The sequence below is a fragment of the Terriglobus aquaticus genome (assembly GCF_025685415.1).
GTDB classification, from domain to species: domain Bacteria; phylum Acidobacteriota; class Terriglobia; order Terriglobales; family Acidobacteriaceae; genus Terriglobus; species Terriglobus aquaticus.
The window spans coordinates 405,182-428,605 of record NZ_JAGSYB010000001.1 but is presented as its reverse complement, the minus strand read 5'-3'; the positions used below and the strand labels follow the sequence as shown (position 1 = coordinate 428,605).

Here is a 23,424-nt window from a genome sequence, read left to right as displayed (position 1 = left end):
TGCTAAATGTGAACGGGGCTTGGCGCGGTGAATCGATCGTCCAGAATGTTGCCGGTATTGCGCACGCCAGCAGGCTCGAAGAGCAGGATCTCGGCTTCCTGATCGGCCACGGGCCGGTGTTCGACACCGCGAGGAACAACCAGGCACTGCCCTGGACCGATGCTGACCGATCGATCTCGGAACTCCATGCGGAACGTACCGCGCCAGCCGATGAAGAGTTCGTCCACGTCGTCGTGATGATGCCAGGGAAACTCTCCCAGCAGTTTCACCACCTTGACCTCCTGGCCGTTCAGTTCGGCGACGACGTGCGGACGCCAGTGTTCCTTCACGGCGTTCAGCTTCTGCTGCAGATTGATGACGTCCCTCGCACTCACCGCTGAACTCCCGCCCCAGCACCCGCCATCAGGCGCTCCACTTCAGCAAGCGTGGCAAAGCTGGAATCGCCGGGGGTCGTCATGGCCAGTGCGCCGTGCGCAATGCCGCATTGCAAGGCGTACGGAACATCCTGTCCCGAGAGCAAACCGTAGATCAGACCGGAAGCGAAGGAATCACCGCCGCCAACACGGTCGAAAATCTCCAGGTCTTCCATCGCACGGCCCACGTAGAGCTGGCCGTTGGCAAACGCGTAGCCACCCCAGTCGTTGCGGTTGGCCGTGCGCGGTCGGCGCGTGGCCGTTGCCATGACACGGAAGTTTGGGTGGGCCTGCATGACGCGATCCGCCATGGCAGCGTAGCTTTCCGGCGTGTGCGACGGCGGCCCGCTGGAGTGTTCTCCCAATTCAAGAGAGAGGTCGCCTTCGTGCCCAAACAGCACGTCGACGTAGGGCGCGAGCTCGCGATTCACCCGGGTTGCGGCAAGCCGCCCGCCACGCGCCTTCCACAGCGACGGACGATAGTTGCAATCGTAGGAGACGATCGCGCCATGCCGCTTGGCTGCCTGCATGGCTTCGCGCGCAACCAGCGGCGTGGTCTCGCTGAGCGCGCAGAATACGCCTCCGGTGTGGAACCAGCGGGAGCCGGCCTGCCCAAACAGACGGCCCCAATCAATGTCGCCCGGCTTGAGTTGCGAGATCGCCGTATGACCCCGGTCCATGCTTCCCAACGCGCCGCGCGCGCCAAAGCCGCGCTCCAGGAAGTAAATGCCATTGCGCGCTTCGAGGCCGATGCCGTCGTAGTCTCGCCACAGCACCTGCGTGATGTCGACACCGCCCTGCAGCATCAGGTCTTCCACCAGGCGACCGACGGGATTGTCAACGAGCGCGGTCACGATTGCAGAGCGCATACCGAAGCATCGCCGCAGACCGCGCGCGACGTTGTATTCGCCCCCACCCTCCCACACACGGAAACTGCGAGTGGTTGCAATGCGGTCCTCGCCGGGATCGAAGCGCAGCATCACTTCGCCGAGACTCATGAGATCCCAGCGACATTCCTTGGCCGGGCGGACGGGGAGGAGTTCCGATGATTCCCGATCGGTCCGCATGACTAGCGAAGCTCCGCAATCGGTGCGCCGTCCATGTCGTCGTAGGCCTGGTTCTCGCCGCCCATGCCCCAGCAGAAGGCGTAGCGGCTGGTGCCCACACCAGCGTGAATCGACCAGCCAGGCGATACGATTACCTGCCGATTGCTGACCAGCAGGTGCCGCGTTTCCTGCGGCGGTCCCATCAGGTGAACGACCCGGTGCGCCGGGTCCAGATCGAAGTACAGGTACACCTCGGACCGGCGGAAGTGTGTGTGCGGCGGCATGGTGTTCCAGTTCGAACCGGACTCAAGCAGCGTGAAGCCCATGACAAGCTGGCAGCTCTTCAGACCGTCGGCATAGATGGCCTTATAGATGGACCGCTTGTTGCACGTCTCAACAGCGCCCAAGTGAAGCGGCTGCAGGTCGGCAAACTTGACCATCGCAGTAGGATACTGCGCGTGCGCCGGATAGCTGAGCAGATAGAAAGCCGCGGGATCGTCTTCCGCTTCGCTGCTGAACGTCACCTCCTTGCTGCCACGGCCCACGTATAAGCAATCCAGCTTGTCCGTCGCGAAGGTCTGGCCGTCCACGCTGACCGTGCCTTTGCCGCCTACGTTCAGAACGCCGAGTTCCCGGCGCTCCAGGAAAAAGTCCGAACGCAGCGCCGGGTCGGTGGGCAAGGAAAGCGGCTGGGCACCCGGTACGGCCGATCCGATCACCGTGCGATCCAGGTCAACGTAGGTAAAACCGATCTTGCCGGGCTGGAAGAGATCCTCCAGCAGAAAGGTCTTGCGCAACTCTGCCGTGGTCATGCGCGGGTAGCGAACAGCATCCGCCATCTGCAACAACTTCATGGTGCTCTCCTAATTGCTGGCTGCGGCTGCGTCGGGCACTTGCACTTTGACGACGTAGTACAGGAAGTACTTGCCCTCGGGGACCACGGTCTGGTGCGGCGTTCCGGGCGCAATGTGGATCACGTCGCCTTTGTGCATGGGGTGCTCCGTTCCGCCGACCACGCGCTTACCTCGGATCTCGCCCGGAGTGGTTTCTTTCGCGTCCTCAATGGTGCCGCCGGTTACTTCGGTGGCCTCGCCGTCGAGCACAAAGAAGAAGTCGTTCCAGTTCTTGTGAAGCTCGGCCCCACCGGGCTTGGTGCGCGCGGTCAGCATGGTCAGGTGGCCGGGGTAGCGCTCCAGTGTCGTGCTTACTGCGCCATCCGGCTTAGTGCGCGCCTGCTCCAGGAACTCGTGCGCCTGCTTGTCGATCTGCGCGGCCGTGCGCACGTCGATTGGGTTGGTGTCCATGGGCGGCTGCGTGGCCTGAGCGCGGGCCGATACTGACGCGACCGCAGCCGCGATGGCGAGTGTAGCGAAGGAAAGGGTGCGAAACATTGCGGCTCCTTGATCGTTCGTTGAAGCTACTGGTTCACGCCGCTGGCGAGAAAGCCGCCGTCGACCACAATGGTCTCGCCGGTAACAAAGCTGGCGGCATCACTGGCAAGATACACCGCTGCGCCCACCGTCTCTTCGGTTTGTCCGAATCGGCCCATGGGCGTGCGCATGCGCAACTCTTTGCCGCGCTCGCTCTTGTCCAGCAGCTCCGCATTCAGAGCGGTGCGGAACACACCGGGCGCAACCGCGTTCACCGTCACGCCTTTGCTGCTCCACTCCACTGCGAGCGACCGCGTTAGGGCGTTGACCGCGGCCTTGCTGCATGCGTACGCGGTCACTTCCTTCAGCGACACGTAACTGTTCAATGACGCGATGTTGACGATGCGTCCGTAGCCACAGTCGAGCATGGGCTTGCCGAAGATCTGGCAGGCGCGCAGGGTACCTGTCAGATTCGTGTCCATGATGTCGTTCCAGGTCTCTTCGCTGACCGTGAGCGTAGGCTCGCGCTTGATCTTGCCAGCCGAGTTGACCAGGATGTCCACCTGTCCGAACTGCTGCAGCGTGGCGTCGCAAAGCTGCTGCAGGGAGGCACGATCCTTCACGTCAGAGGCGAGACGCAGGGTGCGCACGCCACGCTCCTCGATCTTCGCGGCGGCCTCTTCCACCTGCTCCATGCGTCGCGAGCTAGCGATCACGTGCGCTCCTGCGTCGGCCAGCCCAAGTGCAATGGCCAGACCGATGCCGGAGGTGCCGCCGGTGACGACGGCAACCTTGCCGGTCAGATCGAATAAGTTCTTACCCAAAATGTTTGCTCCTTTGGCAATGACCTGAAGCGGCTGGCTCAGGCCAGGTGTTCCTGTTGCAGGATGTCGTCGACGACCTGGTCGGGACTGCGATCGTTTGTGACCTTGATCGCGTCGTCCGGCGTCTCAAGGGTGGCAAACTGGCTATCCAGCAGCTTGCTGTTCATGAACTCGTGGCGTCGCTGGGCGAGGCGGCTCTGGATCAGTTCGCGCGAGCCTTGCAACAGGACGAAGTCGACGGTGCCCGGGGGCAAGCCGTCTGCCAGCTTGTCGCGATACACCTCGCGAAGCGCGGAGCAGGCGAGCACGCACCCGGTGCCCTGCGCCGCATGATCCCGCAGCAGGCGATTGAGCGTGGCAAGCCACGGCCAGCGATCCTCGTCCGTGAGTGGATGACCGGCGTGCATCTTGTCCTTGTTCGCCTGCGGGTGGAAGTCGTCCGCATCCAGGAACGGGATGTGCAAACGCTGGGCTAGAAGCGTGCCGATGGTCGATTTGCCGGAGCCGCTGACGCCCATGAGGACGAAGATCTGTCGACGGCGCGCGGTCTCCGTGCTGCCTGCCGTCATTGAAAACGCTCCTTGTACGTCCACAACCCCAGCCCGGGATTCGACACGTAGAAGATCTCCTCGCCATCGACGGTATTCCATCCGTCGCTGAGCTTGTCCGGGTTGTACTTCTGCATCATTTGTTGCGGATCACCGTATTGGAAACCCGCCTTCTCGATCTCCTCGCGCGAGAGGTGACCCGGACAGTATGTGATCTGGAAGCGGCCCTCGCTGGACCCGTGAATCAGGTGTGCCGCCGCGCTCAGATTACCGGCAAGTTCGGGGTCTTCCTTGACCCACTCCAGCGTCTTGGGCGTGCCGTAGTACCCATAGCGGCGGATCAGTTTGTCAATGGTCGGGTCTTCGCCGAACTCGTGAACCGCGGGCGCCAGCACAATCAGTTCGCCTTCATCCGCCAGCGCCATGCGCGTGCGGTAAACACTCTTGTTGCCCAGCCACGTGCTCTTGAACTCATGCGGGTCCAGGTACACGACGGCTTTCTTGATCTCGCGATCCATCATGACGAAGTTGACCTGCAGGGCGAGTTCCGCGGCCTTGTAGAAGCAGTCCAGGTCGTCGCCAATAAACAGGCCGCGGATGGCAAGCTGCCCCGCTGCGTTCTTGCCCACGACCGTCAGCACATACACGATCGGCAGGTTCTGCGCGAAGTGTTCGCTGGCATAGTTCAACACAGCGCGCACCGGCGTATCGGCGCGCCCCATGATGCGCTCCATGCCGTACACCGCGCCAAGAAAGTGCGAGCGGTGAATGCCCATGACACCGCCGGTGCCCACGAACACGTTCTTGTTGTGATTCGCCATGCCGATCACTTCGTGCGGCACCACCTGGCCAATCGACAGGATCAGGTCGTGTCCGCCGTCACGCACCAGCTTGTTCACCTGCGCGGGCCAGGTGTAGTCGAGTTTGCCCTCGCTGACCTCGTGCATGAACTCGCCCGGCACCTCGCCCAGCGTGACCACGTCGTTGCGCCAGTCGTGCACGCGGAAGAGTTCGCGCGGCGTCTGGCCGAACATGGTCGCGATCTCGCGATCCGTCATCGGCTTGTGCGTTCCGAGAGCCGGCAGCACGTCGGTCAGGGCGTCGCCGTAGTGCCGCCACGTCAGCTCGGTCAACAGACCGGCCTGCGAGTGGAAGCGCGAGAAATCCGGTGGAAGAGCCAGCACCTTCTTGCGCGGGCCTAGCTTTGCCAACGCCTCGCGCAGGTGCTTCTCCACCTCGGCGGGCGTCAGCTCCGTCTGCGGCGATCCGATGGCGAGCAAGGTGCTCACAGGCGGTACACCTTGCGCGCAAGGTTCACGGTCAGATCTTCGATCAGCTCGAATGCCTCGTCCTCGTCGATGCGGTGCTCGGCGACGAGGCGACCGAGGAACGCGCAATCCACACGGCGAGCGACATCGTGCCGGGCAGGAATGCTGAGCAGGGCGCGCGTGTCGTCGTTGAAGCCGGCCGTGTTGTAGAAGCCGGCGGTCTCCGTCACCTGTTCGCGGTACCGCATCATGCCTTCGGGCGAATCATGGAACCACCACGCCGGACCAAGGCGCAAGCAAGGATAATGGCCGGCCAGCGGAGCGAGCTCACGGGCGTACGTGGACTCATCCAGGGTGAACAGCACAAAGGTGAAGTTCGACTCGTTCCCGTACTTCGTCAGCAGCGGCCGCAGGCTGCGGACGTACTCGGTCGGCGCGGGAATGTCAGCACCCTTGTCGCGGCCAAACTTCTCATACAGGCCAGAGTTGTGATTGCGCACGGAGCCCGGGTGCAGTTGCATCACGAGGCCGTCTTCCACGCTCATGCCAGCCATCTCGGTCAGCATCTGCGCCTGGAACAGCTCGCCGTCTTCGTGCGATGCCTTGCCGCCGTAGATCTTCGCGTAGAGTGCCTCGGCTTCACTCTTGGACAGGTCTGCGGTGCGCGCCGTCAGGTGTCCGTGATCCGTCGCGGTGGCACCCATCTGTTTGAAGAAGGCGCGACGATTGCGGAGGGCGTTCAGATAGCCGGTGTAATTGCTGGTGTCTTCGCCGGTGATCTCGCCCAGCTTGTCTATGTTGCCGCGGAAGTTTGCAAATTCAAAGTCGACAACAGCGTCCGGCCGGAAGGTCGGAACGACGCGGCCCTTCCATCCCGATTCGCGAATGGCCTTGTGGTGCTCCAGCGTGTCCAGCGGTGAGTCGGTGGTCGCCAGCACCTCAAGCCGGAAGCTGTCGTACAGCGCACGCGGCCGCAACGCCGGTGTTTGCAGGGCCTTGTCGATGGTGTCGTAGAACACGTCGGCGTTCGCTTCGCTCAGTCGCTCTTCTAGTCCGAATAGCGAACGAAATGCGTAGTCGATCCACATGCGCGTGGGTGTGCCACGGAACAGGTAGTAATGGCGAGCGAAGATCTGCCAGACTTCACGTGGGTCAGCGCGGTGACTGCCGATGCCGAGCGATTCCAGCGACACACCTTGCGAGTACAGCATGCGGAAGATGTAGTGGTCGGGCTGGATGAACAGCGCGGCGGGATTGGGAAACGCATCGTTCTGTGCAAACCAGGCGGGGTCGGTGTGGCCGTGCGGGCTGATGATGGGCAGATCACGCGCCACGGCATACAGCTTGCGCGCGACCTCGCGCGCGGTGCCTTCTGCCGGAAACAGCCTGTCTTCGTGCAACAGCATGGAATGAGTTCTCCTGAGCATAGAGGACGGAGCGAAACGTTTTTCACCCCTCCGGGCACAGCAAGCCTATCAAATGGCGTGGCGAACTGGCTGACGCCGCAGGATCGCTGCCCGGGATCATCGCAGGTTCTCGGGGACAGCACTGCCGACAGGCGCCCCGGACATAACGGCCCATTTGGGTTTAGCTTGCTGATATGCCGTCGTTGTCCCGCTTTGCTTCCCTGCTTGCCCTGTCTGCCGTGGTGATTTCGGCGGCAGCGCGAGCCCAATTGGCCTTAGTACCCATGCCTCGCGAAATGCAGGATCAGCGCTCAGTCCCGCTTTCCAACGGCATCAGCGTGTTGTGTAACGGCTGTGACGCGGACGACAGCTTTGCCGCGCAGGACCTGGCGGAAGGCCTGCGTGAGCGTGGCGTGGCAGTCTCAGCGGCTGCGCCCGTCAGCATCACGCTTCTGCGCAGTAGCTCGAGCGAAGGCCGTGCCGCACTCGGCGGCGCCGCTCTGTCGCCCGAAATGCAGGCCGAGGGCTACGTCATCGTTCCGCGCGGCAGCGGTCTGGCTGTGATCGGCGCAACGCCTGCCGGCGTGTTCTACGGTGCGCAAACGATCAAGCAGCTCGTTGACAGCGCCGCGAACACAGGCCCCGTGCTGCACCTGGCCAGCGTCCGTGACTGGCCTGCGCTGAAGTACCGCGGCCTGCACGACGACGTCTCTCGCGGCCCGGTCCCCACGCTTGAGTTCCAGAAGAAGCAGATCCGCCTCCTGAGCAATTACAAGGTCAACGTCTACTCGCCTTACTTCGAGAACACGTTGCAGTACACCAGCGACCCGCTGGCAGCGCCGCCGGGCGGCTCAATAACACCGGCGGAGGCGCGCGAGCTGGTCGCGTACGCCGCCAAGTACCACGTGACGATCGTGCCGGAGCAGGAGGCCTTTGGCCACCTGCACTTCATGCTGAACTGGGAAAAGTATGCCGACCTGGCGGAAACGCCGCATGGCCACGTGCTGGCCCCCGGCGCACCGGGCACGCTGCCGTTCATCCAGCGCATGTTCGGCCAACTGGCACAGGACTTCCCCTCCCCGCTGCTGCACCTGGGCGCCGATGAAACGCTGGAGCTGGGCAAAGGCCAGACCAAGGCAGACGTGGACGCCCGCGGTCTGGGCGCCGTCTACCTGGACTTCCTGCAGCGCATCGTCACTACGTTGAAACCGCTGAACCGCCGCTACCTGTTCTGGGGCGACATTGCCATGCACGAGCCCGCCCTGTTGAAGGCTGCGCCGGAGGAGTTCAAGCGCTCCACCATCGCGGTTGCGTGGGAATACAACCCGCATCCCAGCTTCACGACCTACGTGAAGCCGTACACCGACGCCGGCATGGAGTGCTGGGTTGCGCCCGGCGTGAACAACTGGAACCGGCCCTGGCCCGACAACAATTTGGCGCTGCCAAATATCCAGGGCTTCACCGCGCAGGCCCAGGCCAGCGGATGTACCGGCCAGTTGAACACTATCTGGGACGACGACGGCGAGGCGCTCTTCAATGCGAACTGGTACGGCGTTCTCTTTGGCGCGGCAGCGGCCTGGCAACCAGGGCAGTCCTCGATTCCGCAGTTTCAACGATCGTTCGGCCGCGCTTTTCATGGCGACCCGACCGGCAAAATCGACCAGGCACAACTTGAGCTGACGGCCTGCCACGCGCTGCTGAAAGACGTGGTCACCAAGGGCGGTGACGCGAATGACTTCCTCTTCTGGGTGGACCCCTGGACGCCCGAAGGTCAGACGATCGCGGCCAAGATGCGGCCTCTGAACCGCGAGCTTCGCCTGCACGCGGAACAGGCGTTGATCCTGGTGCGCGAAGCACGCCAGGCGAATTTCCTTCGCGAACCCGACGCCCTCGACGTGATGGAACTCGCTGCCCGCCGCATCGGCATGATCGGCCAAAAGTTCCAGATCAGCGACGAGATCGCCACAATGTACGCCAACGCATACGCCCTGCAGGCCAGCAAGGTTCGCACCGACCGCAGCGAGCTGCTACGCGACGTGAACGGCATTGCGCATCCCAACGGCGTACAGGGCAAGATGGAAGACCTGCGCAGCCAGTACAGCATGATGCGCGACCTGTACGAACAAGCCTGGCTGAAGAGCTACCGGCCTTACTACCTGCACAACATGAGCGAGCGCTACACACTGAACACCGATCTGTGGATTGAGCGCGGTGACAAGGTACGCGCCGCACTGCGCGGCTGGCGCGAGACCAGCACCTTACCGCCAGCATCGCAACTCGGCATTCCTCAGGCACCGGCTGCGCCCGCAAGCAGCACCGGAACGGCACGCTGATGCCGCACACCGCGATCACCGCAGCGCGTTTGCTGCTGCCGAACGGAGCGCTCAATCAGCCGCTACTCTTCGTGCGCGACGGCGTCGTCGAGCGCATCTCGACGCGTGCGGAAGCAGAGCTGCCCGCGAACACACTCGATCTGGGCGACGCCACCCTTGCGCCTGGTTTCTTGGATGTCCACGTGCACGGCGCGGGCGGGCGCGACGTGATGGAAGGAACCCAGGATGCGGTGGAAACCACCGCATGCATGCTGGCGCGCTTCGGTACGACAAGCTTCCTCGCCACGACGGTGACCGCGCCGATCGATCACACGCTTAGCGCTCTCGAAGCGTTGGCGGACAGCATCGAGAGTGAGCCAACCGCAGCAGGTGCACGCCCAATCGGCATACACCTGGAGGGCCCTTTCATCTCGCATGCAAAGCGTGGCGTGCACCCCGTGGCCAACATTCTGCCGCCGTCGATCGGCCTTTTCGATCGCTTTCAGCAGGCAGCGCGCGGTCACATTCGGCTGATGACCATCGCTCCTGAAACGGAGGGCGCAACGGAGTTGATCGCGCATGCCGCTGCCTCAGGCGTGCGCTTGTCGATGGGCCACTCCAACGCCACGGCTGCGGAGACACGCAGTGGAATCGCGACGGCGCGCAGGGCCGCTCCCACACAGGCTGTCTCTGCAACGCATACCTTCAATGCGATGCGCGCGCTCGACCACCGCGAGCCGGGCATTCTCGGCGTCACGCTGGACGACGCGGACCTGTTTGCGGAACTGATCTGCGACGGCATCCACACCACACCTGAGGCGGTGCGGCTCTGGTTCCGCAGCAAGGGCGAGAACCGGGCCATCCTCGTCACCGACGGCATGGCTGCGACCGGCATGCCCGATGGCGATTACAAGCTAGGCGAGTTGGACGTGACGGTGCGCGATGGCGTGTGCACCTCCAGCGGCGTGCTGGCCGGTTCCGTTTTGACCATGCAGCGAGCCGTTGCGAACCTGCAAGCGTTCACCGGCGCTTCCCTCGCCACCGCGGTCCGCCTGGCCACGCACAATCCGGCTGCTCTGCTGGGGCTTGCCGACGAGCAAGCCGGCATGGTTCCTGGCGCCGAAGCCAGCTTCACGGTGTTCGACAAAGCCGGAGCGTTCCGCGGTACAGTGCTTCGGGGCGAACACCTGCCGTTTGCCTAATCCAATTGGCCTGCCCTTCGCCTACACTCAACGCTATGCCCACGCGGCTTCACACATTTGACCTGATTCTGATCGCCGCGTACCTGCTCGGCATCACACTCTTCGGCCTGCGCTTTCGCAAGCAGGACAAATCGCTGTCCAGCTACTTTTTGGCAGGCCGTAACGTGCCGTGGTGGGCCATCGCGCTGTCCATCGTCTCGGCAGAGACCAGCACGCTCACCATCATCAGCGTGCCCGGCATCGCCTTTGGTGGCAATTGGACGTTCCTGCAGCTTGTCTTTGGCTACATGGTCGGCCGCGTCGTGCTGTGCGTTCTTTTCCTGCCGCGCTACTTTCAGGGCGAACTGTTTACCGCGTATCAGCTGATTGATCGCCGCTTCGGCCCTGTGCTGCACAAGGTGACCGCCGGCCTGTTTCTACTGACACGCGCTGCGGCAGAGGGCGTGCGCGTCTTCGCCGTGAGCATCGTTGTCGGCCTTGCGATCGGCACGAACGACATCGTCAGCATCGCCATCATCATGGCGTTGACGGTGGTGTACTCGTTTGAGGGCGGCATGACCGCGGTCATCTGGACCGACGTCGTGCAGATGCTCCTGTACATCGGAGGCACACTGGTCGCCCTCTTTACTTTGGGCGGCAAAGTGAGCGGCGGCTGGTCCACGATTCACGCCGTGACCGCCGCAGCCGGCAAGCTCCATGTGCTCGACTTCACCCTGAACCTGACGTCGACGTACACCTTCTGGGCGGGCCTGATCGGCGGCGCGTTCCTCACCATGGCCTCGCACGGCACCGATCAATTGATGGTGCAGCGCCTGCTTGCAGCGAAGAATCTGCGCGACTCGCGAGTTGCCCTTCTCGCCTCGGGCGGCGTGGTGCTGCTGCAGTTCACGCTCTTCCTGCTGATCGGTTCCGGCCTCTACGCGTTCTATGGCCAGCATCCGGCGGCGCAGACCGTGCATGCGGCCGACCGCATCTTCCCCGCCTTCATCGTGCAACAGATGCCGGTCGGCGTTGCCGGCCTGCTCATTGCCGCGATCCTGGCTGCTGCCATGAGCAATCTATCTGCCGCGCTCAACTCCCTTGCTTCCACAACCGTGGTGGATTTCTACCTGAAGCTGCGGCCGGCCAGCAGCGATCGGGCACGCAACCTGCTCTCTCGCACCAGCACGCTCCTATGGGCACTGGTGCTGTTCGCAATTGCGGTCTACTCCGTGGAAAACGGCGGCAAGGGGCACGTTGTCGAGACGGGTCTTTCAATCGCCTCGGTCGCGTACGGCTCCCTGCTTGGCGTCTTCCTTCTGGGAACTCTGACTCGCTTTGCCACGCAAAGTGGAGCGATCGCCGGCATGATTGTTGGCTTTGCGCTCAATCTCTTCCTTTGGCTCGCGCCCGCGGGCATGAACGTTGTCCTTCACCGTGGAGATCATGACGTGGTCCTTGCAGCACCGCACGTGGCGTACACCTGGTATGTATTGATTGGTTCGGTGGTTACCTTTGCCGTAGGAGCGCTGGCGAGCCTGCCCGGGCGCGCTCGGCAACGCGCAATCGTGATCGTCGTATGTGGAGTCCTCTTGGTGCCGGGTTCCTCCCTCGTGTCGCAGGTTCCAGCACCGACGCAGGCCGCCGTCACGGGATACGACTTTTCCCCGCTCGATACGCTGATCAACGACGCGGTTGCGGAGCATGACCTGCCCGGCGCGGTGCTAGTGGTCGGGCACAACGGACAGGTTGTCTATCACCACGCTTACGGACACCGGGCAATTGAACCAGCGTTCGAGCCCATGACGGAAGACACGATCTTCGACATGGCTTCGCTCTCGAAATGCCTGAGTACCGCGACCTCGATCATGCAGTTGTACGAACAGGGCAAGCTGCAGTTCGACGATCCGGTGGTGAAGTATCTGCCCGACTTTGCGGCAAACGGCAAGAGCAACATCACGATTCGCGAACTGTTGACCCACTACTCCGGCTTGAGCGAAGACGTGAACCTGAAGGACGTGTGGAGCGGCAAGGCAGAGGGCGTGAAGCGCGCCATGGAGTCCGTTCCGTACGGACCGCCGGGCGTCACCTTCAAGTATTCCGACATCAACTTCATCACCCTGGGTGCGCTGGTTGAGAAGCTTAGCGGCGAACCGCTTCAGGTGTACGCCGCAAAGCACATCTTCCAACCACTCGGCATGGTCGACACGGGCTATCTGCCCTCGCCGTCACAGATGGCGCGCATTGCACCTACGGCGCATAACGATGACAAACCCATGACGCACGATGAACTGTTGCGCGGCATTGTGCACGACCCAACTACTCGCCGCATGGGTGGTGTTGCCGGACACGCGGGTGTGTTCTCAACTGCGCACGATGTGTCGGTCTTCGCGCAGGCGCTGCTGGATCGCCTGGCCGGCCGCCCGAGTGTGTTTCCGCTGAAGACAGAGACGCTGCGGCTGATGTGCGAGCCGGAGCAGCCAGCGCGCGGCAAGTGGTTGCGTGGCTTTGGATGGGATGTTGATTCGCCTTTCTCGCGGCCGCGCGGCACCGTGTTTCCGGTGGGCAGCTTCGGACACACGGGATTCACCGGAACGTCGATCTGGATGGATCCGCGATCCAACACGTACGTGATCCTGCTCGCGAATGCTGTGCATCCCCGCGGCGGCAAAGCCATCACACCGCTTCGTGGCAAGGTCGCGACCGCAGCCGCCCAAGCGTTGCATCTGTACCAGCCATACGCTGGCGCGAACGCCACCGGAGGCAAGGTGCTCACCGGCATCGACGTCCTGGAGCAAATACGGTTTGAGCGGCTTCGCCAGCTACAACAGGCGGTCGGGCATCCGCTGCGGGTTGGGCTGCTGACCAACAATACGGGCGTGGACTCGGCCGGCCGCCGTACGGTCGATGTACTCGCGCAGGATCTGCCGAAGGCAGTGGCGGGCGCGAAGCTGACGACGCTCTTCTCGCCGGAGCACGGCCTCGCCGGTGTCGAAGACCGCGAGGGCATCGGCAATGCAACCGACAGCGCGACCGGGCTGCCGGTGCTCTCACTTTACGGTGCAAAGCCGGAAGACCGGCGGCCAAAGCAAGCCGACATGCAGAAGCTGGATGCGGTGTTCATCGATCTGCAGGATGCGGGCGTTCGCTTTTACACGTACGAGACCGTGGTGGGGTACTTTCTGGAAGCCGCTTCGCAGGCGAGCAACAAGCCCCTCGTAATGGTGCTGGATCGCCCTGCCCTGCTGAGTGGCGAGATCGTGAACGGGCCGGTCAACGACGCGGGCACGGAACGTTACATCGCCTACATGCAGGAGCCGACGCAGCACGGGCTCACGCTGGGTGAACTCGCACGCTACGTTCATGGCGAGAAGCACCTGCAATGCGATCTCAGCGTCGTCCCTGTAGCGAACTACCAGCGCGGGCTGTGGTACGACGAGGCAGGCTTGGTATGGGTGAATCCTAGCCCGAATCTGCAGCGGCTTGAGGCGGCGACGCTTTACCCAGGCCTCGCATTTCTGGAGTTCACGAACGTCTCAGTTGGCCGAGGAACAGACGCACCGTTTGAGCAGATCGGTGCAGCCTGGATCGCGAGTGATGCCGAAGCGCAGAAGCTTGCAGACGCACTCAATGCGCGGAAACTGGTTGGCGTTGAAGTCAGCACAACGAGCTTCACGCCAACCAAGCCGTACCCGTTTGCCGGTCAGCAGGTGCATGGCTTGCGCTTCACGGTGAATGACCGCGAGCGGTTCGACGCGGCTGAGTTCGGCCTGGAACTGCTTGCTGCCCTGCACGCGCAATACCCGCAACAGTTCTTGCTGGCGAAGGCGAACGGGATCCTGCTTAACCAGGCGACGCTGGATGCTTTGCAGGCGGGCAAGGATCCGCATGAGATTGCGGCGATGTGGGAAGCGGGCCTTCAGGCCTTCCGCGAGACGAGGTCAAAGCATTTGCTTTACGGGTATCTGCCGCCTACACAGAACCGTCCTTGAGAATAACGGGCGAGCGCTGCTGGCCCGTAACGCACGGGTACAGAGCGCCCGCTAAACCTTGAGCTTGGCGCCTCGGCCAGTTTCGCGTTTCACATTCGCGTCGAGGATGGCGGCGAGCGGTTCGAAGGCATCGGTTGGTCCGCGCCATTGCAGATCGTCCACGGTCGCAAAGACGTCGGTGTCGGTGCGCAGCGTCGCCAGGGTGCGGAAGAGCAACGCGTCTTCCATGCGGCTTTGCAGAGTTTCGCTGAGCGCTGCGGGATTGGTCACGCGCACGTTCCAGGTGCGGAAGTCGGTGGGGATCGCGTCGATGTGGCCATATTTCGCGAGGACGGCTGCGGTGCCCTTTGCGCCCCAGCCGGGCAGGCCGGGATAGCCGTCGGCGGTGTCGCCGACGAGGGCGAGGTAATCGGCGATGGATGCGGGCGGCACACCGAACTTGGCAACGACGCCGGCTTCGTTGCGAGCTTCGCGCTTGCGGCGATCGAATTGGATGACGCGGTCGCCAACGACGCACTGTGCGAGGTCTTTGTCAGGCGTGCAGATGAGCACCTGCTCGACGCGCGGGTCTTCCGCGGCCTTCTGTGCGGCTGCGGCGAGGGCGTCGTCGGCCTCAAACTCGGTCATGGCCCAGACGGCCAAGCCGAGGGCACGCAAGGCTTCCTCGAGCAGCGGAAATTGCGCCATCAGGTCTTCGGGTACGCCAGCGCCGGTCTTGTAGCCGGGGTACAGGTCGTTGCGGAACGACTCGATGATGTGGTCGGTGGCAATGCCGATGTGCGTTGCGCCTTCCTTGACGAGCGAGAGCATGGAGGCGAGAACGCCGCGCACGGCGGCGACTTCACGGCCTTGGCCGTCCTGCAGTTTGGGCAGGGCGTGGTAGTGGCGGAAGAGTTCGTAGGTGCCGTCGACCAGATGGATGCGCATGGGTGCCCCCTCCCCTGCTTTTTGCAAGTTCCTCATTTTAGCGGAGTTGCGCTTGGGACGGACGCTAAGTTCTTCTACTACCGGTATTTACGTGTAAGTTCCTGTGCTGATGGGAGTTGCGCGGGTGTGCACCGATGCCGGTGCAGCAGCTTTAATTTTCAGGGAGCAGCGCGCCCATGGCATAGCCCGCGAGAATGAGGACGGGAGTGAGGCCAAGTTCGATACCGGCAAAGTTTGCCAGGCGGGCGGCGGCGATGTGCTGCCGCGGTGTGGCGACCTGCGAGATGGCGATGCAGGGCAGGTCTTCGGGAGCACCGGAGCGGCGAAGTTCTTCCGCGATAGCGGCAGCGCTGCGGCCCGGCATGTAGATGGCGAGGGTGGCGTCGGCAGGGAGCGGACCGGTCCAGAGCAGCGATTCGGCTTCGGGATCGGCCGGATTCCGGCTGCTGGGTGGGGTCTTGTGGCTGGCAGGGTGACCGGCGACCAGGATGAGCTTGGAGGCGGTGTTGCGGTCCGTGAGTGGCACCTGGACGGCGGCACCGGCCGCGAAAACGGCGGAGATGCCCGGCACGATTTCGACCGGAATGCCGGCGGTCCGGAGAGCTTCCAGTTCTTCGGCGGCGCGGCCGAAGATGAGCGGATCGCCGGACTTGAGGCGGACGACCGACAGACCGCGATGGGCGGCGTCGATGAGGAGCGCGTGGATGCCGTCCTGCGTGATGCGGGCGCGGCCGCAGCGCTTGCCGACACTGGCCCGTTCCGTATGCGGGCCGCAGAGGGCGAGAACTTCGGGCGAGACCAGGTCGTCGTAGAGGACGAGGTCTGCGGTGGCGAGGAGGCGTGCGGCGCGCAGGGTGAGCAGGTCAGGGTCGCCGGGGCCGGCACCGACCAGATAGACGGTTCCCTTCTGCGGTGCGGTGCTCATCCGTGTTCGATTCCTGGAGCCGGGTTGCGATCCGGGTAATGCTCGCGAGCGTGGGCTCGGGCGATCTGGCGGGAAGGACAGGCCTCGGCACCGCAGACCTCGCGCGTGGCGAGCTGGTGCAGAAGGAGCTTGCGCGGCTCACCGAGCGGTTCCATTTGCAGGACTTCGCGGCGGAGACGGCCGAGCTCCATCAGCCACGGACCGAGGTCGAGCGGAAGCTGTTCGTTCAAGTCCCTGCGAAGTTGCTGCGCGAGCGCGGGGCTCTCGCCGGCAGTGGAGATGGCGATCTGCAGGTCACCGCGGCGAACGATCGACGGGAAGTAGTAGTCGCAGTAGGGCGGATCGTCGACGGCATTGATGAGTGTGTTGCGCTGTTGGGCGTCGGCGAAGACCTGACGGTTGACCTCGGGCACGTCGGTGCCGGCTACGGCGAGGAAGATGCCTTGCATGTCGTCGGTCTGATACGGGCGAAGGTGAAGGCGGATGGCGCCGTCTGCCGCGAGTTGCTGCACGCGACTGCTGGCGCGCGTGGCGACAACCGTGACGTCGGCTTCGGCCTCGACCATGGAGACGATCTTGCCTTCAGCGATGCTGCCGGCGCCGACGACGAGGCAAGGGCGCGCGGTGAGCTTGAGGAAGATTGGAAAGAGACCGGGCATATTCTTTCGATCTTAGTCGGGGCCGGATGTGCGGCCTCGACAGCCGTCAAGGCTTGTCTCGACCTCTGCTGTAGTCGTCAGGATCGCAACTTCCCGAAGTGGCATAGCTGCGGTGAACATCGCACAAGCACCACATGCAGACTGCTGAGAACTGCACGGTTCCACGCCCAATTTGGGACAGGCCAAGTGGACCACAGACGGATCCCTGCAAAAAGCATGAATATAAGGGCAAGGTACTTCATGCGGTAGACATACATTGCTACAGAATTAGGATGGCTCGTGCTGTATGCAGCCACGACGCGTGTGTCTTGAAAAGGATTCGTCACACCCTGGGCGGGCTTTAGTCCGCTTACCTCTTTGATGAAAGCCAAGGACATATTGCTTAAGCAGAGGCTCAGGAGGGCGAGATAGTAGAAAGGGGTAGCAAGAACTGAAGACCAGAAAGCAAGAGTTGGTGTCTCTGCTTGGCTACGGAAGACAAAGTAGAGCGCAATGTGAGCAGCCGCAAGCGTCAGAGTTTCCGCGGCGAGCTTCTTCCAGCCCTTGCGCCTAAACCAAGGAACTATCGCGCTGTCCATTTCAGCCCACGTTGGACGGGGTGGGGCGGGTTGGCAGGTCGCGTTCTACCGCGGCGACAACCGTGCCGGCGAGTTGGTTGCGGAGGTCTTCGTCGGTGTGGCGGGCGAAGTACATGCGCAGGTTTTCGGAGGCGCTGGTGCGGCCGGTGAGATAGGTGCGGAGGAGGCGTTCCATGGCTTCGGGGACTTCGGTCGCAGGGACGCGATAGCCGACAGGACGGGCGAAGTTGGCGTGCTGGCCGAGAGCACCGCCGACGCAGAAGTAGAAGGCGTCGACCATCTTGCCTTCGTGCTTGATCTTCTTGCCTTCCAGGCCGATGTCGGCAATCCAGTGCTGACCGCAACTGTTGGGGCAGCCGGTGACGTTGATGCGGAGCTGCTGGTCGAAGCCGGGCAGACGCGCGTCCATCTCGTCGGTGAGCCAGCGGGCAAAGCCCTTGGTTTCCGCGATGGCGAGCTTGCAGAACTCCGTGCCGGTGCAGGCTACGGTGCCGCGCCAGAAGTTCGTGCCTTCGACGTGGAGGCCGAGGGCGTGGATGCGCTCGACGAGTTCGGAGACGCGGTCGTTCGGGATGTTGATGAGCAGGATGTTCTGCTGCACGGTGCAGCGGAGCTCGCCGGTGCTTCCCTGCTCGCCTTTGGCTCCGAACTCTTCGGCCAGGTCGGCGAGCGAGTGCAATTGCGCGGAGGTGAGGCGGCCGCGGAGGACGGAGATGCCGACGGAGGACAGGCCGGGCTGCCGCTGCGGGTTGACGCCGGTGTGGTCGCGATAGAGGTCGTTGGGTACCGTTTCGTCCGCGGCTGGATCGAGATCGTAGCCGAGGCGACGGTTGAGCTCCGCGAGGAAGGACTCGGCGGTCCAGCCCTGCTTCAGGAATAGGTACTTCATGCGGGCAGCGTTGCGGCTTTCGCGCAGCGGGTCGGCGTCGCGAAAGATGCGAGCGACTTCGATGCAGACCTGCTCAGCCTGCTCGGGCTTCACGAAGGCGTTGAGGCGGACGGCGAAATGGGGCTCCTTGGAGAGGCCGCCGCCGACGCGGATGCTGTAGCCGACTTCGCGCTGACCGTTGTTGTCACGCACCGCGCCCGTCAGGCCGATGTCGTCGATCTCCGGGTAGGAGCACCAGACGGGGCAGCCGGTGATGCTGATCTTGAACTTGCGGGGCAGGTTGACGAACTCGGGATTCGCGGTGAGGGTCTCCGCGACCTTGCGGGCGAGCGGCGACGCGTCGAGGATTTCGTGCGGGTCGGTGCCGGCGAGCGGACAGCCAGTGACGTTGCGGACCACGTCGCCGCAGGCTCCCTTGGGGCTGAGGCCGACGGCTTCGAGCGCGTCGACGACGAGCGGGAGCGATTCAATGGTGAGCCAGTGCATCTGGATGTTCTGGCGCGTGGTGATGTCGCCGATGCCGCGGGCGTACTTCTCGGTGATGTCGGCGATGGTGCGGAGCTGCTGCGGCGTGAGGATGCCGTTGGGAATGCCGACGCGCATCATGAAGTACTCGGTGGCTTTGCCCTCGCCACCGACGCCGCCCACGGCGCCGATGCCGTCGCCCTGGGTGTAAATGCCCCACCACTTGAAGTAGGTGCCGGCCCACTCGGGCAGCACGGACTCGCGGCCCTCGGCGGCGAAGCGGCGCACCTGCGACCAGGCTTCCCACGGATTCAGCTCGCGCTTGAGGCGCTCGACCTTTTGCGCCTTAGTTTCTTTGGCGGCGGCGGGTGGGGATGGAACTTTGTCGAGGCCTTCGGCGGCGTCGCCGAGGAAGGATTCATTGGGCATTCGTGGTGCTCCTGCGGGTGCGTACGAGTGACAAAGCGACGTTGCTTCGGTGGTGTGCTCAGAACGGGGCTGTTGGAGAATGCCGGTGTGGCTACGTCTCCCGAGCGCGGAGGCTAGAGTGGCAGACCACAACATCGCTGCATGCAAAGGACCATGCTTACGCCACCGCCGCGGAGGCTTGCTCGCTGACGGAGAAGCTGTGGCGAACGTCAGAGCCGCGGACCCAGAAGATGACGTCTTCGGCGATGTTGGTGGCGTGGTCGGCGCTGCGTTCCAGGTTGCGGCAGACAATGATGGAGTTCAGCGCCTGGTCGGTGCGGTCGGGGTTCTGCTGCATGGCGTCGAGCAGCGCCGCCTGCGAGTCGCGGTTCAGGCGGTCGATGTCGTCGTCCATGGTGAGCACTTCTTCGGCAAGGTCCGGGTCAGCGTTGAGCAGGGCGCGGATGGCGTTGCGGATCATGCGGCGGGCGATGTCGCCCATACCTGCAATGTCGCCGGGCAGTTCCTCGGGGTTGAGGCCGTCGGGCTCGACTTCCATAAGCGCGCGGCACTGCTTTACCGTGTTTGCCGCCTGGTCGCTGATCCGCTCCAGGTCGCCGTTGATGCGGAGGACGGCGATGAGGAAGCGGAGGTCGATGGCCATGGGCTGCTGTTTGGCGAAGAGCTCGCAGGCCATTAGGTTCACGTCGCGCTCGGCGGCGTTGATGGCCTGCTCGATGTCGAGGACGTGGTCGCAAAGTGCGGCGTCGCGGGTCAGGAAGGCCTCGACACTCAGCTCCAGCGATTGCTGCGCGAGCGCGGCCATGGCCAGGAGCTTGTCCTTGAGCGTGGCGAGCTGTTGCTGGAAGTGAATGCGTGGCAAACGGAGGTCCTGCGGCTATTTTAGGCGATGGGCGTCCTGGTGACGGCGTTGCTAGTGTGCGGACGAGAGGTCCTGGCCTTTACGCTCGCCGGCGAGCAAGGTGAAGAGCGAAACGGAGAGGGCGACGACGACGACAGTCCAGCCCAAAACGGGTTGTAGCGAGCCTCCGAAGTGGGTGGCGGCGAGGCCGGCCTGGATGGGCGCCTCGCGCGAGGCGAAGAGGTTGCCGAGCTGGTACGTGAGGCCAGGCACGATGGCTCGGACGGCCGGCGGAGACAGTTCGTTGAGGTGCGCGGGGATGATGCCCCAGGCACCCTGGACCATGACCTGCATCAGGAAGCCGCCAGCGGCGAGCATGACGGCGCTGTGCGACCAAGCCCAGAGCGGGATCATCGGGATCGCCATGAGCGAGGTGAGGATGATGGTCCAGCGCCGGCCGAGGCGTTCGGAGAAGGCGCCAAAGCCCATGCCGCCGAGGATGGCGCCGATGTTTGCAACGACGGAGATCTTGCCGACAACGGCGGGCGTGAAGCCCCTGCCCTTCTCGAGAAAGGTTGGGTAGAGGTCCTGCGTGCCGTGGCTGAAGCAGGCAAAGGCGGTCATGAGCAGGATGAGAATGGCGAACGTGCCAGCGTACTGCAGGAGGCCGGTGGCGCGGGCTTTCCGAGGAGTGATGCCGGCTTCGCGCTCGCGCCAGGCGGGTGACTCGTCCACACCGCTGCGAATGTAGAAGACGAGCAGCGCGGGAAGCGCGCCGAGAAGGAACATGACGCGCCAGTTGGTGAGCATGCCGGTGCCGTGCAGGTGCGGAAAGACAAGCCAGTAGGCAGCCGCGGCGAGCAGGTTGCCGACGTTGTAGCCCTCCTGCAGCAGACCGCTGAAGAAGCCGCGGCCCTTGGCTGGCAGTGTTTCAAAGGCGAGCGCGGCGCCGACGCCCCACTCGCCACCCATGGCGATGCCGAACAGGGCGCGCAGCACAAGCAGGCTGGTCAGCGTGGGTGCAAAGGCGGAGGCGCACTCGAAGACCGCAAAGCAGACCACGTTGAGCATGAGCGTGGGCTTGCGACCCCAACGCTCGGCCAGTAAGCCAAAGAGAAGAGCGCCGACAGGACGCATGGCCAGTGTCCAGAAGAGGCCCTCGGAGACCTGCTTGATGGTGACGTGGAAGTCGGCAGCAACTGCGGAAAGGCAATAGGTGAGGATGAAGAAGTCGAAGGCGTCCAGCGACCAGCCGAGAAAGCAGGCAATGAAGGCATTCCGCTGGCGGGGTGTGAGGTCACGGATGGCGGAGGCGATTCCAGCGGGTGCGTGAGTGGCCATAAACGGGTGTGGTCATCGTCGCACACCGGATAGGATCGGGGCGCGCGCCGAAAAAGGTACGATAACGAAATAATTTTGCATCGCCAATTTCGGCCACTCATCTGCTGTAGTAAGTTCAACCGCTGGTGGTGCGGGCAGAGCGAGTTTCAGACCCGCGCACTTGCCGCAACGGCGTCGTTGTACTAGGAGGAGAAAGATGATTCAGAGCGTTCGTCGCTTTGCGACCGGAGCCGCGGTGCTGCTCGCGGGGCTTGCTGTACCCGCTGCGTTTGCGCAGGCGTCCACATGGACGATCGACCCGGCGCACTCGGGCGTGGAGTTCTCAATCAAGCACCTGGGTGTCAGCACGGTGCGCGGAAGCTTTTCGGGCGTGACCGGAACCGTGGTGTGGGACGACAAGAACGTCGGCGCCTCGCACGTGGAGGCCGTGATCGATGCGAAGACGGTGAACACCGGCCAGGAAAAGCGGGATGAGCACCTGAAGAGTCCGGACTTTTTCGATGTGAATCAGTACCCGACGCTTACGTTCAAATCGACCAGTGTGAAGCGCAACGGCGACGGCAAGTTGCAGATTGTGGGCGATCTGAAGCTGGGCGGACAGACGAAGCCGGTGACCCTGGATGTGGACGGTCCCGCGGCGCCGCAGAAGGGCATGGGCGGCAAGCTGGTCAGCGGTTTCTCGGCCGTGGGTACGATCAAGCGCAGCGACTTCAACTTCGGGCAGAAGTACGGCGCGCCCACGCTGGGCGACGAAGTACGGTTCACCATCGACCTGGAAGTGGCGAAGCAGTAAATCTGCACTAGCACAGCAAGAAGGGGAACGCTATGGGCGTTCCCCTTTGCTGTTGCAACACAGGGTAGTTACATGCGGACGCTGAGGGGTTCGGCCACGGGATCGCCCGCCAGGTCGAACATGGCGTCGGCGGGATACTGCTTCAGCAGTTGGTGGTGCATGCAGTAGAGAGCCAGCTCCAGGCGGTCGGAGACGCCGAGCTTGTCGTAGATCTTCCGTAGGTAGTTCTTAATCACTTGTTCGGTGGTGCCGACCTGGTACGCGATCTCCTTGTTGCGCATGCCGCGGGTGATACAGGAGATGACGGCAAGCTCCTTGGGCGAAAACTTGAGCTGAGCGCGTGGCGAAGTGAGCTGCTGCGCTTGAGAACGGTAGGCCTCGATGACCCACCCTACGGACTGGTTATCGATCCACGTTTCGCCCGCAGCGATCTTGCGGATGCACTTGATCAGCATGTCTGGCGAGATGGAGCGGGGCACGACGCCGCGGACGCCGCGGCGGTAGAGCTCGACCGTGGTGGATTCGTCCACTTCCACAACCTGGACGATGATCTTGGCGTCCGGCGCGCGGCGCACCAGCTCCGGGATGGCGTCGATGGTGCCGGCGAGCAACTGTCCCTCGAGCACGACGACATCGGTCGGAAAGCGCTGCAGTGCGGTGTAGAGGTTGTTCAGGGTTTCAGCCTGGGCAACGACTCGAATGTCGTCTTCGACGGCGAAGACCTTGCGCATGCCGACGCGGTAGATGGCCTGCGAGTCTGCAAGGATGACCCGGATCTCAGGGCTGGGTGCGGCTTCGGTAGTGGGGTTGATGGGGCCATTTGCAGTCATGGCGCATTCTCCTTCATCCGGTACTGATCGATCATCACGGCCATGCGAGTGGGTGGTTCGTGCTGGACCCAAACGACACGACCGTGGCAGAGGACGCTGATGTCGGCCGCTGTGCCCATGGCTTCAGCGGGCAGTAACAGTTCCCAATCCAATTCCGTGCCTACCTCGAGCACATCTTCCGAGGTAAACAGCATGCCTGTGGCGGACACGTCGACGGTAGTTGCAGCGACTACGGCTTCGCCAGCGTGAAGTTGAACGGGCAACTGCAGCGGAAAGCGAACCGAGGCGCGCAATGGGTCGTTGACGGCGGGAGGTGGCGCCGGCACCGCTCGTCTTCGAGTTACGTACATGCTTACCCTTTGTTACCACAGTCACCGGCGAAAAGTC

The 23,424-nt window shown here is 63.3% G+C and carries 20 protein-coding genes; 4 read left to right on the top strand and 16 right to left on the bottom strand.

The genetic code is table 11. From position 1 onward, the window contains the following. Nucleotides 1–2: 2 nt before the first annotated feature. The 8 genes from OHL12_RS01915 to uxaC form a co-directional block, all read right to left on the bottom strand. Nucleotides 3–374 (bottom strand): cupin domain-containing protein, encoded by a 372-nt coding sequence (locus OHL12_RS01915; protein ID WP_263412153.1) that lies wholly within the window; start codon nt 372–374, stop codon nt 3–5. After that, nucleotides 371–1,411: a sugar kinase gene (locus OHL12_RS01910; RefSeq protein WP_317889792.1), complete on the bottom strand. Its 1,041-nt coding sequence runs from the start codon at nt 1,409–1,411 to the stop codon at nt 371–373. The genes OHL12_RS01915 and OHL12_RS01910 overlap by 4 nt, the downstream gene beginning before the upstream one ends. 71 nt (nt 1,412–1,482) lie before the next feature. Next, nucleotides 1,483–2,313: a 5-dehydro-4-deoxy-D-glucuronate isomerase gene (kduI, locus tag OHL12_RS01905; protein WP_263412151.1), complete on the bottom strand. Its 831-nt coding sequence runs from the start codon at nt 2,311–2,313 to the stop codon at nt 1,483–1,485. Between the two features lie 9 nt (nt 2,314–2,322). Continuing rightward, entirely contained in the window at nt 2,323–2,850 is a 528-nt protein-coding gene (locus tag OHL12_RS01900; protein ID WP_263412150.1) for a cupin domain-containing protein, read from the bottom strand. Between the two features lie 26 nt (nt 2,851–2,876). Further along, nucleotides 2,877–3,653, bottom strand: a complete 777-nt coding sequence (locus OHL12_RS01895) for an SDR family NAD(P)-dependent oxidoreductase (RefSeq protein WP_263412149.1) — start codon at nt 3,651–3,653, stop codon at nt 2,877–2,879. A gap of 38 nt (nt 3,654–3,691) precedes the next feature. After that, the gene (locus tag OHL12_RS01890) at nt 3,692–4,222 is read right to left on the bottom strand and encodes a gluconokinase (RefSeq protein ID WP_263412148.1); all 531 of its coding nucleotides are present in this window, start codon (nt 4,220–4,222) and stop codon (nt 3,692–3,694) included. Next, entirely contained in the window at nt 4,219–5,490 is a 1,272-nt protein-coding gene (locus OHL12_RS01885; RefSeq protein WP_263412147.1) for a lactate racemase domain-containing protein, read from the bottom strand. Before OHL12_RS01885 ends, OHL12_RS01890 begins: the two co-directional genes overlap by 4 nt. Next, on the bottom strand, nt 5,487–6,875 hold the full coding sequence (uxaC, locus tag OHL12_RS01880; protein WP_263412146.1) for a glucuronate isomerase: 1,389 nt from the start codon (nt 6,873–6,875) through the stop codon (nt 5,487–5,489). The genes OHL12_RS01885 and uxaC overlap by 4 nt, the downstream gene beginning before the upstream one ends. A 194-nt stretch (nt 6,876–7,069) precedes the next feature. On the opposite strand from uxaC, the gene OHL12_RS01875 reads away from it, so the two are divergent. The 3 genes from OHL12_RS01875 to OHL12_RS01865 are packed head-to-tail and all read left to right on the top strand — an operon-like array spanning nt 7,070 to nt 14,360. Beyond that, complete coding sequence (locus OHL12_RS01875; protein ID WP_263412145.1) at nt 7,070–9,208, top strand: beta-N-acetylhexosaminidase; 2,139 nt, start codon at nt 7,070–7,072, stop codon at nt 9,206–9,208. After that, a complete protein-coding gene (nagA, locus tag OHL12_RS01870) occupies nt 9,208–10,389 on the top strand; it encodes an N-acetylglucosamine-6-phosphate deacetylase (RefSeq protein ID WP_263412144.1) in 1,182 nt (393 codons plus the stop codon). The genes OHL12_RS01875 and nagA overlap by 1 nt, the downstream gene beginning before the upstream one ends. A gap of 35 nt (nt 10,390–10,424) precedes the next feature. Next, on the top strand, nt 10,425–14,360 hold the full coding sequence (locus OHL12_RS01865) for a sodium:solute symporter family transporter (RefSeq protein ID WP_263412143.1): 3,936 nt from the start codon (nt 10,425–10,427) through the stop codon (nt 14,358–14,360). 51 nt (nt 14,361–14,411) lie between these two features. Here the strand turns inward: OHL12_RS01865 and OHL12_RS01860 are convergent, their stop codons facing one another. The 6 genes from OHL12_RS01860 to OHL12_RS01835 form a co-directional block, all read right to left on the bottom strand. Then, nucleotides 14,412–15,287: a 5'-3' exonuclease gene (locus OHL12_RS01860; protein ID WP_263412142.1), complete on the bottom strand. Its 876-nt coding sequence runs from the start codon at nt 15,285–15,287 to the stop codon at nt 14,412–14,414. A 151-nt stretch (nt 15,288–15,438) separates the two neighbouring features. Next, nucleotides 15,439–16,212, bottom strand: a complete 774-nt coding sequence (gene cobA / locus OHL12_RS01855; protein ID WP_263412141.1) for a uroporphyrinogen-III C-methyltransferase — start codon at nt 16,210–16,212, stop codon at nt 15,439–15,441. After that, nucleotides 16,209–16,871, bottom strand: coding sequence for a precorrin-2 dehydrogenase/sirohydrochlorin ferrochelatase family protein (locus OHL12_RS01850; protein WP_263412140.1), 663 nt, complete (start codon nt 16,869–16,871; stop codon nt 16,209–16,211). The genes cobA and OHL12_RS01850 overlap by 4 nt, the downstream gene beginning before the upstream one ends. A 579-nt stretch (nt 16,872–17,450) precedes the next feature. Continuing rightward, nucleotides 17,451–19,232 carry a nitrite/sulfite reductase gene (locus tag OHL12_RS01845; protein ID WP_263412139.1) on the bottom strand — a complete coding sequence of 594 codons (1,782 nt, stop codon included), beginning with the start codon at nt 19,230–19,232 and terminating at the stop codon, nt 17,451–17,453. A 157-nt stretch (nt 19,233–19,389) separates the two neighbouring features. Next, nucleotides 19,390–20,094, bottom strand: coding sequence for a phosphate signaling complex protein PhoU (gene phoU, locus OHL12_RS01840; RefSeq protein WP_263412138.1), 705 nt, complete (start codon nt 20,092–20,094; stop codon nt 19,390–19,392). A gap of 51 nt (nt 20,095–20,145) precedes the next feature. After that, the gene (locus tag OHL12_RS01835) at nt 20,146–21,414 is read right to left on the bottom strand and encodes an MFS transporter (RefSeq protein ID WP_263412137.1); all 1,269 of its coding nucleotides are present in this window, start codon (nt 21,412–21,414) and stop codon (nt 20,146–20,148) included. Nucleotides 21,415–21,610: 196 nt separating this feature from the next. Between OHL12_RS01835 and OHL12_RS01830 the strand changes: the two genes are divergently transcribed. Then, on the top strand, nt 21,611–22,207 hold the full coding sequence (locus OHL12_RS01830; protein WP_263412136.1) for a YceI family protein: 597 nt from the start codon (nt 21,611–21,613) through the stop codon (nt 22,205–22,207). A 68-nt stretch (nt 22,208–22,275) separates the two neighbouring features. On the opposite strand, the gene OHL12_RS01825 is transcribed toward OHL12_RS01830, so the two are convergent. Further along, nucleotides 22,276–23,037 carry a response regulator transcription factor gene (locus OHL12_RS01825; RefSeq protein WP_263412135.1) on the bottom strand — a complete coding sequence of 254 codons (762 nt, stop codon included), beginning with the start codon at nt 23,035–23,037 and terminating at the stop codon, nt 22,276–22,278. Continuing rightward, complete coding sequence (locus OHL12_RS01820) at nt 23,034–23,363, bottom strand: PilZ domain-containing protein (RefSeq protein WP_263412134.1); 330 nt, start codon at nt 23,361–23,363, stop codon at nt 23,034–23,036. The genes OHL12_RS01825 and OHL12_RS01820 overlap by 4 nt, the downstream gene beginning before the upstream one ends. Nucleotides 23,364–23,424: the final 61 nt, after the last annotated feature.